Source organism: Deinococcus peraridilitoris DSM 19664, from assembly GCF_000317835.1.
In the GTDB taxonomy this organism is placed as follows: Bacteria; Deinococcota; Deinococci; order Deinococcales; family Deinococcaceae; genus Deinococcus_A; species Deinococcus_A peraridilitoris.
On the sequence record NC_019793.1, the window covers coordinates 1191934 to 1206462 of the forward strand.

16 protein-coding genes are annotated in these 14529 nt (G+C 63.7%); 4 read left to right on the forward strand and 12 right to left on the reverse strand.

The features are described from left to right. The first annotated feature begins 65 nt into the window (after positions 1 to 65). On the forward strand, positions 66 to 1172 hold the full coding sequence (locus DEIPE_RS05740; RefSeq protein ID WP_015235037.1) for a PQQ-dependent sugar dehydrogenase: 1107 nt from the start codon (positions 66 to 68) through the stop codon (positions 1170 to 1172). Between the two features lie 68 nt (positions 1173 to 1240). Here DEIPE_RS05740 and cutA read toward each other — a convergent pair whose 3' ends face one another. The 8 genes from cutA to DEIPE_RS05780 form a co-directional block, all read right to left on the reverse strand. Then, a complete protein-coding gene (gene cutA, locus DEIPE_RS05745; protein ID WP_015235038.1) occupies positions 1241 to 1555 on the reverse strand; it encodes a divalent-cation tolerance protein CutA in 315 nt (104 codons plus the stop codon). 174 nt (positions 1556 to 1729) lie between these two features. Beyond that, positions 1730 to 3136, reverse strand: coding sequence for a dihydrolipoyl dehydrogenase (gene lpdA / locus DEIPE_RS05750; RefSeq protein WP_015235039.1), 1407 nt, complete (start codon positions 3134 to 3136; stop codon positions 1730 to 1732). Between the two features lie 196 nt (positions 3137 to 3332). Continuing rightward, positions 3333 to 4289, reverse strand: a complete 957-nt coding sequence (locus DEIPE_RS05755) for a prohibitin family protein (protein WP_015235041.1) — start codon at positions 4287 to 4289, stop codon at positions 3333 to 3335. A gap of 90 nt (positions 4290 to 4379) precedes the next feature. After that, complete coding sequence (locus DEIPE_RS05760; RefSeq protein WP_015235042.1) at positions 4380 to 5852, reverse strand: dihydrolipoamide acetyltransferase family protein; 1473 nt, start codon at positions 5850 to 5852, stop codon at positions 4380 to 4382. 54 nt (positions 5853 to 5906) lie between these two features. Beyond that, the gene (locus DEIPE_RS05765; protein WP_015235043.1) at positions 5907 to 6131 is read right to left on the reverse strand and encodes a hypothetical protein; all 225 of its coding nucleotides are present in this window, start codon (positions 6129 to 6131) and stop codon (positions 5907 to 5909) included. Next, entirely contained in the window at positions 6128 to 6568 is a 441-nt protein-coding gene (locus tag DEIPE_RS05770) for a hypothetical protein (protein ID WP_015235044.1), read from the reverse strand. The genes DEIPE_RS05765 and DEIPE_RS05770 overlap by 4 nt, the downstream gene beginning before the upstream one ends. Position 6569: 1 nt before the next feature. Further along, on the reverse strand, positions 6570 to 7604 hold the full coding sequence (locus DEIPE_RS05775; RefSeq protein ID WP_015235045.1) for an alpha-ketoacid dehydrogenase subunit beta: 1035 nt from the start codon (positions 7602 to 7604) through the stop codon (positions 6570 to 6572). Between the two features lies 1 nt (position 7605). After that, positions 7606 to 8706, reverse strand: coding sequence for a thiamine pyrophosphate-dependent dehydrogenase E1 component subunit alpha (locus tag DEIPE_RS05780; protein ID WP_015235046.1), 1101 nt, complete (start codon positions 8704 to 8706; stop codon positions 7606 to 7608). Positions 8707 to 9007: 301 nt separating this feature from the next. Between DEIPE_RS05780 and DEIPE_RS05785 the strand changes: the two genes are divergently transcribed. Continuing rightward, positions 9008 to 9430, forward strand: coding sequence for a DUF1440 domain-containing protein (locus DEIPE_RS05785; RefSeq protein WP_245557595.1), 423 nt, complete (start codon positions 9008 to 9010; stop codon positions 9428 to 9430). On the opposite strand, the gene DEIPE_RS05790 is transcribed toward DEIPE_RS05785, so the two are convergent. The 4 genes from DEIPE_RS05790 to DEIPE_RS05805 all read right to left on the reverse strand — a co-directional run bounded on the left by DEIPE_RS05790 (position 9420) and on the right by DEIPE_RS05805 (position 12072). Beyond that, positions 9420 to 10307 (reverse strand): carbon-nitrogen hydrolase family protein, encoded by an 888-nt coding sequence (locus DEIPE_RS05790; protein ID WP_015235048.1) that lies wholly within the window; start codon positions 10305 to 10307, stop codon positions 9420 to 9422. The two genes, DEIPE_RS05785 and DEIPE_RS05790, sit on opposite strands and share 11 nt — an antisense overlap. Further along, on the reverse strand, positions 10304 to 10903 hold the full coding sequence (locus DEIPE_RS05795) for a GNAT family N-acetyltransferase (RefSeq protein WP_015235049.1): 600 nt from the start codon (positions 10901 to 10903) through the stop codon (positions 10304 to 10306). Before DEIPE_RS05795 ends, DEIPE_RS05790 begins: the two co-directional genes overlap by 4 nt. Beyond that, on the reverse strand, positions 10900 to 11319 hold the full coding sequence (locus DEIPE_RS05800) for a ketosteroid isomerase-related protein (RefSeq protein ID WP_015235050.1): 420 nt from the start codon (positions 11317 to 11319) through the stop codon (positions 10900 to 10902). Before DEIPE_RS05800 ends, DEIPE_RS05795 begins: the two co-directional genes overlap by 4 nt. A gap of 159 nt (positions 11320 to 11478) precedes the next feature. Then, positions 11479 to 12072, reverse strand: a complete 594-nt coding sequence (locus DEIPE_RS05805) for a hypothetical protein (RefSeq protein WP_015235051.1) — start codon at positions 12070 to 12072, stop codon at positions 11479 to 11481. Positions 12073 to 12336: 264 nt separating this feature from the next. Between DEIPE_RS05805 and DEIPE_RS05810 the strand changes: the two genes are divergently transcribed. Both DEIPE_RS05810 and DEIPE_RS05815 read left to right on the forward strand, forming a co-directional pair. Next, positions 12337 to 13203 carry a MurR/RpiR family transcriptional regulator gene (locus DEIPE_RS05810; protein ID WP_015235052.1) on the forward strand — a complete coding sequence of 289 codons (867 nt, stop codon included), beginning with the start codon at positions 12337 to 12339 and terminating at the stop codon, positions 13201 to 13203. Positions 13204 to 13278: 75 nt separating this feature from the next. Then, positions 13279 to 14523 (forward strand): ABC transporter substrate-binding protein, encoded by a 1245-nt coding sequence (locus DEIPE_RS05815; RefSeq protein ID WP_015235053.1) that lies wholly within the window; start codon positions 13279 to 13281, stop codon positions 14521 to 14523. Positions 14524 to 14529 lie beyond the last annotated feature (6 nt).

Sequence of the window (14529 nt, forward strand, 5' to 3'; positions counted from 1 at the left end):
CTCACCGGAGGCGCGCTTTTTCGTCGCTTACTTTTCCTCACCGACGCACTTTGCAAGATAAAGTCATGAAGTATTCAATGATGGCCCTGGGCGCCGCCCTGCTTCTGTCGTGGGGCGCGGCGCAGGACGTGAAATTGGTGCGGGTCGCCGCGGGTTTCGAGCGGCCCACGGTGGTCACCCATGCGGGCGACGGCTCGAATCGCCTGTTCGTGGTCGAGCAGGGCGGCGTGATCAAGCTCGTCAAGAACGGGCAGCTGCAGCGTGAGCCCTTTCTTGACGTGAGCAGTTTGACGCGCGCGGGCGGCGAGCGCGGCCTGCTGGGCCTGGCCTTTGATCCGAAGTTCAAGCAAAGTGGGCGTTTTTACATCAATTACACCAATACCAACGGCCACACGGTCATCGCGCGTTACACCGCGCAGGGCGACCGCGCGAACCCCAGTTCGGCCGCCGTGCTGCTCACCATCGAGCAGCCGTATGCCAACCACAACGGCGGTCAGCTGGCCTTCGGTCCGGACGGTTACCTGTATATCGGTACGGGAGACGGGGGCGGCGGAGGTGATCCGCAGAACCACGGGCAGAACCTCAGTTCGCTGCTGGGCAAGCTGCTGCGCCTTGATGTCAGCGGCGACAAGTACACGGTGCCCAAGGACAATCCTTTTGTCGGTCAGAACGGCGCGCGGGGTGAGGTGTGGGCGTACGGTCTGCGCAACCCCTGGCGTTTCAGCTTCGACCGCGAAAACGGCAATCTCTTCATCGCCGACGTCGGCCAGAACAAGTTCGAGGAGATCAACTTCCAGCCGGGGAGCAGCAAAGGCGGCGAAAACTACGGCTGGCGGCTGAAAGAAGCGAACGAATGCTTCAACCCGGGCAGCAACTGCACGCGCGAGCGCAAGCTGGTCGACCCGATTTTGCAGTACGGCCGTTCAGAGGGCGTCTCGGTCACGGGCGGGTACGTCTATCGGGGCAAGGCCGTGCCCGAACTGGTCGGGAAGTACGTTTACGGCGACTTTGGCAGCGGCACGGTCTGGGTTGGGGAGCGCGATGGCAACCGCTGGACCGCGCGCCGCCTGCTCGACACCGAGTACAACATCTCAACCTTCGGGCAGAGTGAAGCGGGCGAGTTGTACCTCACCGACTACAACTCGGGAACCCTGTACCAGTTCGGGAAGTAAATTCGGCAAAGAGGCCGCGACCGCAAGCTGCCGGCCTCTCTGCTGACATCCTGATGCCTGCCCGGCGCTCAGGGTGTCCGTACACTGTCGCCGAGCCAGCCCAGAAAAGGCGGCCAGGCCCGTTCGATGGGCAGCGCGATCACCTCGGGAATATCGTAGGGGTGCAGCTCGATGATGCGCTTCTCCAGCGCCGGATATTGCGCTTCTTCTGTTTTGATGATCAGTAACGCTTCGCTGTCGTCGGCGACATCACCCTGCCAGCGGTAAACGGACTGGACTCCGCTCAGGATGTTGACGCAGCCTGCCAGGCGCTCGCCGACAAGGGTACGCGCGAATTCCGCTGCCCGGTCAGGGGGCACGGTCACCAGCACAACAATGGCCATGCCTCAGAATACGCGTTGGGACACACCGGGTGAGTGTCTGGCTCATCTCGCGTGAAGGTACGCCCGCGTCCTGACCGCGATGCCTGCACAGCGCGAATCCAGTGCGGATATAAACCAGTGCGGATCTAAATCCGAGAAGCCGCCCACATAGCGTGGGCGGCTTCTCTTGTTGCTTCAGCGGTTCATGATGTGAATGGCCTGCTTGTGGATGTTCTCAGCGGCTTCGAGCACGCTTTCACTGAGGGTAGGGTGGGCGTGCACGGTGAGGCTGATGTCGGTGACGGTGGCAGCCATCTCAAGCGCCAGGCCCACCTCGCTGAGGAAATCGCTCGCGTGCGGCGCGACGATGTGCGCGCCTAGCACCAGATCGGTTTTGGCGTCGCTGATCATCTTGACAAAACCGTCGGTGTCGCCCAGGGTCATGGCGCGGCCCGAGGCCGACAGCGGAAAGTTACCGGTCTTGACGGTGTAGCCTTTGGCCTTGGCTTCGGCTTCGGTGAGGCCCACCCAGGCCAGTTCGGGCGTGGTGTACACCACCGCGGGAATCGCCACGACGTCCATCTCGCTTTTCTTGCCGGCGATCACCTCGGCGGCGACCAGGCCCTCTTTCATGGCCTTGTGCGCCAGCATAGGGTTCCCCACGACGTCACCGATGGCGTAGATGTGCGGCGTGCTGGTCTGCATCTTCTTGTTGACGCCGATGAAGCCCCGCTCGTTGACCTGCACGCCCGCTACCTCGAGGCCCAGATTCGCGCTGCGCGGACGGCGCCCGACCGCGACCAGCACGCGGTCGTAGACCTCGACCCGCTTTTCGCCCGTGGTAACATCCTCCAGCTCCACGTGCAGTTCCCCGTCACGCTCGGTGAAACCGTTGGCCTTGGTGCCGAGATCGATGGCGATGCCCTGTTTGCGCAGAATCTTGGCAAAGGTGTTCGCGGCGTCCGCGTCGGCGGCCGGTACGACCTGCGGCGCAAATTCGATGACCTTCACGCTGCTGCCCAGGTTGTGGTAGACCTGCGCGAATTCCAAGCCGATGGCGCCCGCTCCGATGGCCAGAAAGCGCTTGGGGAGGGGGTCGGGCACCATCAGCGCGCCGGTGGAGTCCACGATTTTCTGCTGATCGACCGGAAAGGGCGGCAGATTTGCGGGCTCGGAGCCGGTCGCGATGATAAAGCTTCTGGCCGTGACTTTCTGGCCGCCCACCTGTACGGTGTGGGCGTCCAGAAAGCGCGCTTCGCCCACGAGGTGTGTGACCTTGTTGGCCTTGAAAAGAGCCGAGACGCCGCCCGTGAGGCGCTTGACAATGCCGTCCTTCCAGCCGTTGAGCTTGGCGATGTCCATTTTCGGCTCGCCGAAGGTCAGGCCGAAGTCCTCGGCGTGCTTGGCGCCGCGAATCCCCTCGCCCGCGTGCAGGAGCGCCTTGGTCGGAATGCAGCCGACGTTGAGGCACACGCCACCGACGTTGCCCATCTCGGCACACGCCACCTTGAGACCGAGTTGCGCGGCGCGGATGGCGGCGTGGTATCCGCCGGGACCGGCGCCGATTACCAGCAGGTCATAGTCCACCGAGTTCTGAGTCATACGATTGCCAGTCTAACGGGTGTTCGCCTTGGGCGTCCGCAGGCCTTCTTGCCTTTTTGGCAGGACGTACGCGGGGAATTGACCTGCCGAAACGGTAAAAGAAGGAGCGAGGACTGGTTTTGCCTCCGCAAAGCTGCCACAGCAGAAGAGGAACATTTCTGACGCTCCTCTTCTGCCGGTCGGCCGGTATACAGGTTCAGGGCTGGCTGCTGCGGGCGCGGGTCAGCGAACCGACATCCATCAGGAAGTTGCCGTCACTGGGCAGCATAACGGTCTGGATGCCCGGCGAGAGCTTCTCGGCGACGGTCAGCTGAATGATCTCGGGGTTTTCCTTGAGGGCCTTGCCGCGCAGGGAGAGGGCACGCGATTCGCCTTCTGCACGCGCGATGGCCGCGTCCGATTCGGCGCGCGCCTCGACCACCTTGCGCTGTGCGGCGATGTTGGCCTGCTGCAGGCGGTTGCGCTCGACGGCCACCTGCTGCTCGGCAGTCTGCTTTTCCTCGATGGCCTTGGCCACCGACTCGGGAATGCGCAGCTCGCGCAACAGCACACCGACCAGTTCGAGGTGGTTGCGCTCGAAGACTTCACGCAAGGACTGGGTAATCTGCCCTTCCAGCGCGGCGCGCTGGGTGCTGATCAGATCGGCGGCATTGAACTGCCCCACGCCGTCACGCACCTTGCTGCGCACCTGTGGACGAATGACGGTCGTGATGTAGTTGGGCCCCAGTTCCTTGTGCAGCAGCGCCGCTTCCTCGCGCTTCACCCGAAACTGCACCGTCACGTCGGCAGTGATCCCCAGGCCTTCCTTGGAGCGCGCCTGAATACTCTCGTCCGCGCCGCGTCCATCCTCACCGATACGTGACAAGGTCAGCTCCTGCAGACGGACATCGTAGGGAATTACGCTGTCCACGGCGGGCGTCACGAAGTGAATGCCTTCGCCGAGGGTAGTGGGGCGCACGCCGCGCAGTGCGCTGAAGACCACGCCCGCCTGACCGGCGGGAATGACAACCAACGCGCTCCCGACCGCCGCAATGAGCGCTCCGGCACCCAGCACGGCCCAGCCGGTCCTGGTAAACGGGAGCTGCCGCACGCGCGAAAAGATGATGAGACCCACGCCGATGAACGCCAGTAAGACTCCGATTTCTCCAAACATGCCTCAGGTACGACCTGAGCGTCCGCTGAGTTCCCGATGAGGAGACACGGCAAAGCGGGCGACCGAAGCCGCCCGCTCAGGATGCCAGTGTCAGATGGCTTCGAGCAGCAAAGTCTCCGGGTTTTCCAGCAGGCGGATGACTTCCTTGCAGAAACGGGCCGCCTCCGCGCCGTCCACCAGGCGGTGATCGAAGGACAGCGACAGGTACATCATGTGGCCGGGCACGACCTGATCGTTTTCGTCAAACACGGGCCGTTTCACGATGCTGTGAATGCCCATGATGGCCGCGTCTGGCACATTGATGATCGGGAAACTGAAGAGTGCCCCGATCGAGCCGATGTTGGTAACGCTGAACGAGCTGCCCGCCATCTCGTCGGGCGTCAGCTTGCCGTCGCGCGCGCGGGTGCCGAGATCGAGAATCTCGCGCGCCAGTTGCAGCACGCTCTTGCGCTCGACATCGCGAATGACGGGCACGATCAGGCCCGCGTCGGTCGCCACCGCCATGCCGAGATTGTAATAGCGCTTCTGCACGATTTCCTGAGCCGCCTCGTCAAAAGACGTGTTGAGGCTGGGGTACTTCTGCAGCGCAGTGGCAATCGCCTTGAAGATAAAGGGCAGGTAGGACAGCTTCACGCCGGAAGCTTCGGCACCACCTTTCAGGCGCTCGCGCAGGGCGACCAGCTTGCTGAGGTTGGCCTCGTCCACCGTGAGGGTACGCACCGTGTAGAGGTGGCTCGCCAGCATCTGGTTGCTGATGGCGCGGCGCATGCCCCGCAGCGGGGTGCGGCTTTCCAGGGCCTCGTAGCCTTTGGGCGTCTTGTACTGCACCGGCGCCACGGGCATGCCGCTGCCAGTCGGAGCTTTCGCCTGCGGCTGCGCCGCCTGGGCCTGCTTCATGGCGTAGTTGTGCACGTCGGTCACGCGCACGCGTCCGTTGGGGCCACTGCCCTGCACCTGTGAGAGGTCCACATCGAGTTCACGGGCCAGCTGCCGTGCGGCGGGCACCGCCAGCACCCGCCCGTGCTGCGTCGCCGCGGTGTTTCCACTCTGCCCGCCACGCCCCAGCCCGGTGGGCACGCTGAGTTTCTCGTCGCTGGCAAAGGCCTTGAAGAGCGATTGGTCGTCACCCTTGTCTTCCTGGCTTCCCGACTCGACGATCGAGCGTTCTTCCTGCGCGGTGACGGGCAGGGTGACGTGGGCGGTCGTGGGGTTCTCGAAGCTTTCCTGCACGGCCTGCTGCGCGCTAGAGGCGCCTGCGTGTGCTGGAATCGAAGTCGCGGTCGCCATGCTCGCCGCGGCCTGCACGGGAGCGCCGGCAGTTTCACCCGCTTCGGCAATGACGGCGATGGCGGCGTGTACGGCCACGATCTCCCCTTCCTGCACCAGCTTCTTTTGCAGGGTGCCCGCGAAGGGTGAGGGCAGTTCCACCGTGACTTTGTCGGTCATGACCTCCACGATCGGTTGCTCCAGCGCGACGCTGTCTCCCTCATTGACGAGCCATTTGAGGATTTCGCCTTCCACCACAGATTCGGCGAGTTCGGGCAATACGACTTCTCTTGGCACAGTTGTACTCCTTGAATTTGAATGATGGTGACAGGTGAAGTGACCGGGCTCGGCTTAGCGCAGGAAGATACGAATCAGGCCGAAGGCGATCAGCACCCAGGCCAGCACCTGAATCCAGCGCTCACCCTGGGCGTGCCAGTAGGCGAGGGCGCCCAGCACCACGAAATACAGCGCGATCAGCAGGCTCTGCCAGGGTTCGGGCAGCCGCAGGGCCAGCTGGTAGAGGGCGAAGCCCGCCAGCAGCCCCACCAGGCCCAGCACCTGACGGCTGATGTTCACCGGGGCGCTCCCGGCGCTCCGTAGAACAGGTTCACAAACACCAGCGCCCCGAACAGTGCGGCCAGCCAGGGACGGAAGTTCGAGGCGCGGCCCAGCTGCCACACTGCCCCGCCCGCCAGCAATCCCAGCACTGCCGCGACCACGAGGCCAAAGGGACTGGGCAGTTCGGCCACCCGGTCAGCCAGCAACCGGAAGGCCAGCAGGATCGGCAGCGTCACCAGCACCACCATGCTCAGGACAGGGCGGCGAAACACCGTGAAGTAGTGACGCCCGCCTGTCCAGGCGGCCAGTGCTGCGAAGGCCAGGGTGAACACCCAGCGCAGCGCCTCTGGCCAGGTCGCCAGCAAACGGCGCAGGGGCAGCGCAATGACCGCCTCCAGGATGGTGGCGATCAACAGGCCGATCAGCAGGATGACAAGGGGAGCGGCGGCGCGCATCTCAGTAGCCCAGCAGCTTCACGGCGGCGCGCAGCATGCGGCCCGCGCCAGGCAGGTAGGTCTTGTCAAAGGCGTACGGGTAGGGCGTGTCGAACCCTGCCACCTGGCCGACCGGCGCAAGCAGGCTGTCGAACAGCTCTTCCTGAATGCAGTACGCCACCTCGCCCATGAAGTTGGCGGTGCGTGGCGCCTCGCTGACCAGCAGGGCGCGGCCCGTCTTGGCGACGCTGGCGAGCACCGCTTCCTTGTCCCAGGGCACGATCGAGCGCAGGTCGATCACCTCGACGCTGACCCCTTCCTTCTCCAGCGCCTCGGCGGCCTTGAGAGCGTCGGGCATCACGCCACCGTAGCCGATGATCGAGAGATCGCTGCCCTCACGGCGCACCGCGGCCTTGCCGATCTCGACGGTGTAATCGCCCTCGGGCACCTCACCTTTGGCGGCGCGGTACAGCCGCTTGGGCTCGAAGTACAGCACCGGGTCATCGCTGCGCACGGCCGCCTTGAGGAGGCCCTTGGCGTCGTAGGGCGTCGAGGGCATCACGACCTGCAAACCGGGCGTGTGCGCGAAGTAGGCCTCCGGGCTCTGGCTGTGGTGGTGCCCGCCGCGCACGCCGCCGCCGCTGGGCGAACGGATGACGAGGGGCGCGCTGAACTGCCCCCCCGAGCGGTAGCGGATCTTGGCGGCCTGCGAAACGATCTGGTCGAAGGCCGGAAAGATGTAGTCGGCGAACTGAATTTCGGCGATGGGGCGCATGCCACGCACGGCCATGCCGACGGCCGCTCCCGCAATGCTGGCCTCGCTGAGGGGCGTGTCGAACACCCGGCGCGCGCCAAACTCGTCCTGCAGGCCTTCGGTGGCGAGGAACACCCCACCGCGCGCGCCGACGTCCTCGCCGAAGATCACGACCCGGTCGTCGCGGCGCAGTTCCTCGCGCATGGCGAGGGTGACGGCCTGAATGAGGGTCAGGGTGAGCAGTCGCCCGCCCGCCGTGGCGCCCTGCTGTTGCGGCTGCTGTTTTTCCTGAATAGCCGTCACCTCATCCCTCCTGCTCTGCGCGCACCAGTTCGCGCTGCTCGATCAGGTGCGGTGGAATTTCGGCGTATACGTCGTCGAACATCGTCGGCCAGTGGGGCTCACCCGTCGACTCGGCCCAGGCGATGGCCTCGTCGAGCTCACGGCTGATCTCGGCGCGCATCCCTGCTTTCTCGTCGGCGTCGATGGTCAGGCCCTCATTGGCCAGAAAGCGCTCAAAGCGCGCGATCGGGTCGCGGTTCTTCCACTCCTCGACTTCCTCGCGGTTGCGGTATCGCTTCTCGGCGTCGGCGTCCGCGTTGGAGTGCGATCCCAGGCGGTAGGTGAGGCACTCGATGAGCGCCGGGCCTTCTCCGGCGCGCACGCGCTCGGCGACTTCCTGCACGACGCTCTGGACGGCCAGCACGTCCTGGCCGTCGACATAGTAGCCGGGCATGCCGTATGCCTTGGCCTTGATGGCGATGTTCTCGCTGGCGGTCTGGTGCGCCACGCCCACGCTGATCGCCCACTGGTTGTTTTCGCAGACGAACAGGATGGGGGCCTTGTTCACCCCGGCCATGTTGAGGCCGGCGTGCCAGTCACCCTCACTCGTCGCGCCGTCTCCGAAGGTGCAGACGGTGATCTCGTCGGTACCGAGATACTTCTGCGCCATGGCGGTGCCGGTGGCCGGAGCCACCTGGTTGGCAATCGAGGAGCTGATCGAGGCGAGGTTGAAGTTCTTGACGCCGAAGTGGTGCGGCATCTGGCGGCCCTTGTTGAGGTCACCGGCCATGCCGAGGCACTGCGCCATCAGGTCGCGCATGCTGATGCCCAGCGCGAGCGCCACGCCCTGGTCACGGTAGTAGGGCCAGAACCAGTCGTGGCCGCTGCGCACGCCGTGCGCGATGCCGACCTGGGTGGCTTCCATGCCGCTGCACTGCGCGTAGAAGGTGGTCTTGCCCTGGCGGAGCAAGGTGATCAGCTTGTCGTCGAAGACGCGGGCCCGCAGCATGTCGCGGTGAAGCGCACGCAGCTGCGTTTCGCTGTGTTCCAGCGTCCAGCGCCCGATTTTCCGGCCGTCCTCGCCGACCTTCTGGATCGGCTTTTCGGTAAACGGCTTGTACATGAGTCCTCCTGCAAAGCGCGTGCATCAGGGCTTCGAACGTGCGTGCCGGCGGGCGTGGCCTTCTGGGAAAGCACGTCTGGACAGAGTCCACACGAAACACGTGACTAACGCTCGTTAGGATTATACCGGGACACGAACTCAGGAAAACAGACCCCTCGTGCAAGGTGGCCTCTGGGTCTCGCTGCGCGCTCTTGTGCACGTCTTTAACTGACCATGGCGTATTTCATGCCCGACTGGCACAGCATGACGCATGAACTCCTATGTCCGTTCTGCCATAGCCGGATGTCTCGCCACCCTGCCGATGAGTCTGTGGATGCTGCTGGCACAGCGCTTGCTGCTGCGTCCACGAGAGCGCTACGCACTTCCCCCCGAACAGATCACCGAGCACGCCGCCGAAGCGGTCGGGCTCGACGGGGTGGCGCACGACAAACCCAAACGCAAAGCGGCCAGCATTGTCAACCACTTCGCGTACGGTGCGGCGGCCGGCGCACTGTACGCCCCCCTGCGCCCACTGGCAGCGCCGGCGCTGCTCAAGGGCGTCCTGTTCGGCTCGCTCGTCTGGAGCGGCAGTTACCTCGGCCTGCTGCCCGTGCTGGGGCTGCTGAGCTCGGCCACCGAGCACCCGGCCCGGCGCAACGTGCTGATGATCGTGGCACACCTCATCTGGGGTGGTGTGCTCTCGGTGCTGGTCGAGGCAAACACCCGAAAGAACGTCAGAAGGTAACGACCTGCGCGCCCGGGGCCGCCTGCCGTACACCGTGCGGCCAGTCACGGGCGTTGATGGTGTGGCCGTTCTCACGGACCTCGCGCAGTCGTGCCAGATCGAGGTCGGCGTACACCCAGGTCGCGACGTTCAGGGGACCCTTGACGACCACACCGTCTCCGCCGGGCGAAAAGCCGTGGTCGATGGGACCATACACCCCGGCAGCGCCGGTGTTCACGTCGATCACCTCGTTCCAGGGTGCGGTGCCGATCAGGGGGGACTGCGCGGTGTACATCTGGTTTTCGAGCGCGCGTGCGCGGCTGCCGATCTCCACACGGTGGTAGCCGGTGATGGCCTCGGTGCAGCTGGGAACGAGCAGCAAATCCGCACCCGATTGCGCGAGTGCGCGCGCAAGGTGCGGAAACTCGCTGTCGTAACAGATGTTCACGCCCAGCCTGCCGCAGGCCGTGTCAAAGACCTTGAGGCCCTTGCCGGGCGCCACGCCCCAGGTGTCCGTCTCGAAGCGCGTCATGACCAGCTTGTCCTGAAACTCCACCCGGCCGCCCGGCGCCAGGAAATACGCGCGGTTCACGTACCGGCCATCCTCGTGCACCGGGAAACTGCCCGCCAGCAGGTACACTCCATGCCGACGCGCCAGGTCACGGTGCAGCTCCACGAAGCGCTCCCGGTAGGGTTGCAAGGCAGGCAGCTGCTTTTTTACGTCCTGCTGCTCCTGCACGCTCAGCAGGCTGGTGAGCTCCATGCTGGCGTATTCAGGAAAGACGAGCACCTGCGCTCCGGCCTCGGCGGCCTGCGCGGTCCAGTTACTGATTTTTTCGGCGGCGGCCTCCCAGCTTTGCAGGTAAGACACCGGGTACTGTGCGAGCGCGAGTTTCACGAAGACTCCAGTTCTTTGAGCCAGAAGGTCATGGGTTTGGCGGTCTCGCCAGTTTCGCCCAGGTCACGCCACGAAAAGTGCGTGGCCAGTTCCGGCTTCGGTACGTAACCGCGTTTGCGCCAGAATTCATCCAGGGGCGTATAGCTCCTGGGGCGGCGCGGATGGTCAGCCGGACGGTCGACGGCACAGAAAGTTGTAAACCGAAAAGAACCCAGGGTGCGCGCGTGGCGTTCGCGCTCCTCGAAGAAGCGCACGCCCAGGCCACGCCCCCGGTAGGCGGGCAGCAAGACCGACTCGGCCAGGTAGAAGACGGTGTCGGGGTCGTACCCTTGCTCCAGAAAGGGACGCTGCACTTCAGCAGCCTCGTCCACAAGCGGCAGGGCCGTCGAGGCGCCTATGACCTTGTCGCCATGCCGCACGATCACGGCAAGGCTGTGCGGAGAAGTCAGATACGGTTGCACGTAACGCGCTTCGTATTCGGGAGTCCCTTCGTACAGATAAGGAAATTCGCGAAAGACTGCGACACGCAGCGCGGCAAGTTGCGCCGTTACCGCCATGATGTCGCGGCCGGTGAAACGCTCCAACGTGAAGCTCACCCTTGGCCTGACCCTCCGGCCACCTGCCGCAGCCAGTCCTGCAGATTGTAGTAATTGGTAACCCGCGTGATTTTGCCGTCCGCGACCTCAAAAAACGCGCCGCCGGGCAGGACGTACGTCTGCCCGCGCGCTTCCGGCAGCCCCTCGTCAGTGGCAAGGTACGTGCCATGCACGATGTACTCGGCCGCGGCGCGTGAACCGTCCGGCGAGGCCAGCACCACGATGTCGGTCAGACGCTCGCGGTACGAGCGGTTCATGCGGTCGATGAACTGGCGGAACGCGTCAAGTCCTTCTTCCCGTCCGCCCTGATTGAGGTCATGCACGACGTTCTCGTTCAGCAGACCGAAAAACGTGTCCCAGTCCCCAGCGTTGAAGGCGTCGTAGTAGCGGCGCAGCACATCGAGGGTCTTTTGCATACCGGGAAGAGTAGCAAGCCACGTGCCCTGGAAACGTTACCTCATATGGCTTATCCCCGGTCAGCTGGGCAGACAGCAGGCCCGGTCATTTCGCAGGAAAACGCCGACCTCAAGAGCACCGGAGCCCGAGTGGCCACTCGGACTCCGGTGCTCGCTTCGTCAGAACGACAGTTGCAGGCCCAGTTTGAGCTTCAACAGCAGTTTGGGCTGATTGATGATGTCGTCCACCTGCCGGTAGCCCGAGTCGCCCGGACGGAAGACGGCACTTCCCTGCAAGGTGTTGACATTGAGCGCAGAAGGCAGGTAACCCTCGAGGCCGGTGTCGAGCACGACGTTCAGGTATCTCGCCAGCCGGTAGGTCGTGGCGGCGCCTACACCCGCCCCGAACAGCAGGGACTCGGTAGTGACGAACCCGGAGCTGTCCGAGTCCGTACCGATGAAGAAATTCGCACGCGGTCCGGCGTACAGATCAAACCAGAGGCCTGGCGTCTCAGCAGGCAGGGTGTAGAGCAGGTCCAGACCCGCAGCGATATTCAGCCCGATTTCGCGTTCGCCTGAGCCCTGGTAAGGATCGTTGAAGTTGGCATTCGACGACAGGCGCACACCGTAAGGCGAGCGGCCGAGTTCGCGTGCGAACAGATTGACGTCAAGTCCGGCGCCGCCCCGGTAGCCTCCACTCAAGGTGAAGCCAAACGTCTGGGCTGAGGCATTTCCCAGCGACAGCAGCGTCACGAGGGTCAGAATTCGTTTCATTGTTTTTCTCCAAAAGTAAGTTTGCAACAGCCAGCCCCGCCGAACGCCAATTTAGCAGGATTTCATTCTTCTCTCAGGCACTTGCCGGGTACTGCGGCCATTTGCGCAACCCCGTCAGACCCCTGTCCCGAACCGGAGAAAATTTCGGTCGAACTGAGGCAGACTTGACAAAAATCATTTTCAGGATTTACCGTGAAGAAGTAACCAATTCAGCTCTCGCCGCTCGTGCGGCTCGCGTTCCATGCGAGCCAGAGAAGAGATTGCATGACCAAGGACGCGCTTAAAACCATTCCCAGCTTGCCCAACGGCGCTCTTGGCCGCCTGCGGGCCCAGCAGGACTTTCTGTCCCCCAGCCTCAAACGCGTCACGGACTACATCCTGCTAAATGCCGAGAGCGTGCTGTACCAGACCATCACCGAGCTTGCTGACTCGGTGGGCGTCGGTGAAGCCACCGTCACCCGGCTGTGCCGCAAACTCGGGTTTCCGGGGTTTCACGCCTTCAAGATCTCGCTGACCTCTGACCTCGCCAACGTCACCAGCGACACGATCCCCAGCGGCAACAGCATTGCCGATCTGGCAGCCCAGGCCGCCTGGCAGACAACCTTCGCCATTGAGGAAACGCGGCGCATCATCGATCCGGACGTGGTGGAGCGAGTGGCCAAAGCGATTGCCGCCGCGCCCCGCATCGAGCTCACCGGACAGGGCAACAGCAGCTTTGCCGCTCAGTTTTTCGCGCATAAGCTCATGCGCCTCGGCCTCGTCGCCGTGGCGCACCCGGATCCGCATCTGGCCGCCGTTTCCGCCGCAACGCTGCCCAGAAACGGTGTGCTGATTGCGATCACCCGCTCGGGCAGCACGGTCGATACCGTTCAGAACATCAAAATCGCCAACCAGCACGATGTCTTCACGGTTGCCATCACCAACCGCGCCAGCAGCCCCATCACGCACTTTGCACGCGAAGTGCTCTTCACTGCCAGCCCCGAAGGCCCCCTCGCCGGAGGCGCCATTTCCAGCCTGACCAGCCAGGTGCTGGTGCTGGAAATTCTGTATCTGGCGTTGCTGGGCCTGGTCGACAGCGCGCCTGATTTCATCCGCAAGACCGCCGAGTCGGTCGTGGAAAAAAAGTTCTAGCCCAGCACGTTTCCGCTTCGTCCGGTCAGTGGTACCCCTGAGAACCACCGATCACCGCATTCCGTGGAGGATGGTATGAAAAAATTTCTGGCGCTCACCCTTGCCCTTGGTGTCTCGGCCGCACTCGCACAACAGCCCGTGGAGATTACCTTCTGGTCGTGGTATCTCAGCCCCAAATTCGACGCGTACATCAAGGACACCATTTCCGCCTTCGAGAAACAGAATCCCGGCATCAAGGTCAAGTGGCTCGACAAGCAGGACTCGATGGTGCAGGACTTTATCGCCAGCGTGAACCTCGGCAACGCCCCCGACGTCGTGAACCTCAACATCGACGAAACCAACAAGGCGGCCCAGAACGGCTTTCTGAACGCCGTGGACGACCTGAGCGGCAAAAGTGCGCTTACCTCCACCTTTTACCCCAACGCACTCGCCAACTTTACCCAGAACGGCAAAGTCTACGGCTACCCCTGGTACGGCTGGCTGAACGAAGGGGTGCTGCTCTACAACCCCGAGATTTTCAAGAAGGCCGGACTGACCCGCGCGCCGCGCACCATGACCGAACTGATGGACTACGCCCGGCAGGTCAAGGACAAGACCGGGGCGTACGGCTGGGTTCCGGCCTACAAGGACCCCAACACCGCCTCCTTCCTGGGCTACTTCTACTCCGAAGGCCTGCCCGTCTACGACAAGAGTGGCAAGGCGGCCTTCAACACCGCCGCGCACGCCGCGCTGCTGCAGCGCTACGTCGACTTTTACAAGGGCGGCTACGCTCCGCAGGAATCACTGCGCCGCGAAGCCTTCCAGGTGGCCACCGAGCTGTACGCTCAGGGCAAAGCGGCCATGATCATCGGCGGACCGCAGGCGCTCAACCGCATCAAGGACAACAACCAGAGCCTGTACGCCAGCACCGCCATCGTGCAGGCCCCGCTGGGCAAGGCAGGAGTGCAGACCGGTGGCAGCATGAGCCTGGTGGTGCCCAAAGCCTCCAAGCACCCCAAAGAAGCCGCGAAGTTCGCCGCCTTCATCACCAACAACGTCAACCAGATGGCGTTTGCCAAGGTCGTGGCGATTGTGCCCACCACCCGCGCCGCGCAGAACGACGCGTACTTCAAGCAGAAGAGCAAGGATCCCATCGCCATCGCAACAAGCCTGGTGGGTGCGGGTGGGCGCTTCATCAATCCCGGTTACGCCGCGCCGAAGAACTCCGACGACCTGTACAAGAACTTCAACGACAACATCGAAGCGGCCGTGCTGGGTCAGAAAACTCCTCAGCAGGCGCTGAACGACGCGGTCGCCTACTGGAACGCCAACATGAAGTAAAGGGCG

Bases quoted from the DNA above. Each gene is read 5' to 3' on its own strand.
- DEIPE_RS05800 (WP_015235050.1), bottom strand. From the start codon at position 11,319: ATGCAAAAGACCCTCGATGTGCTGCGCCGCTACTACGACGCCTTCAAC.
- DEIPE_RS05785 (WP_245557595.1), top strand. From the start codon at position 9,008: ATGAGTCTGTGGATGCTGCTGGCACAGCGCTTGCTGCTGCGTCCACGA.
- DEIPE_RS05780 (WP_015235046.1), bottom strand. From the start codon at position 8,706: ATGTACAAGCCGTTTACCGAAAAGCCGATCCAGAAGGTCGGCGAGGAC.
- DEIPE_RS05805 (WP_015235051.1), bottom strand. From the start codon at position 12,072: ATGAAACGAATTCTGACCCTCGTGACGCTGCTGTCGCTGGGAAATGCC.
- cutA (WP_015235038.1), bottom strand. From the start codon at position 1,555: ATGGCCATTGTTGTGCTGGTGACCGTGCCCCCTGACCGGGCAGCGGAA.
- DEIPE_RS05810 (WP_015235052.1), top strand. From the start codon at position 12,337: ATGACCAAGGACGCGCTTAAAACCATTCCCAGCTTGCCCAACGGCGCT.
- DEIPE_RS05770 (WP_015235044.1), bottom strand. From the start codon at position 6,568: ATGCGCGCCGCCGCTCCCCTTGTCATCCTGCTGATCGGCCTGTTGATC.
- DEIPE_RS05755 (WP_015235041.1), bottom strand. From the start codon at position 4,289: ATGTTTGGAGAAATCGGAGTCTTACTGGCGTTCATCGGCGTGGGTCTC.
- DEIPE_RS05815 (WP_015235053.1), top strand. From the start codon at position 13,279: ATGAAAAAATTTCTGGCGCTCACCCTTGCCCTTGGTGTCTCGGCCGCA.
- DEIPE_RS05740 (WP_015235037.1), top strand. From the start codon at position 66: ATGAAGTATTCAATGATGGCCCTGGGCGCCGCCCTGCTTCTGTCGTGG.
- lpdA (WP_015235039.1), bottom strand. From the start codon at position 3,136: ATGACTCAGAACTCGGTGGACTATGACCTGCTGGTAATCGGCGCCGGT.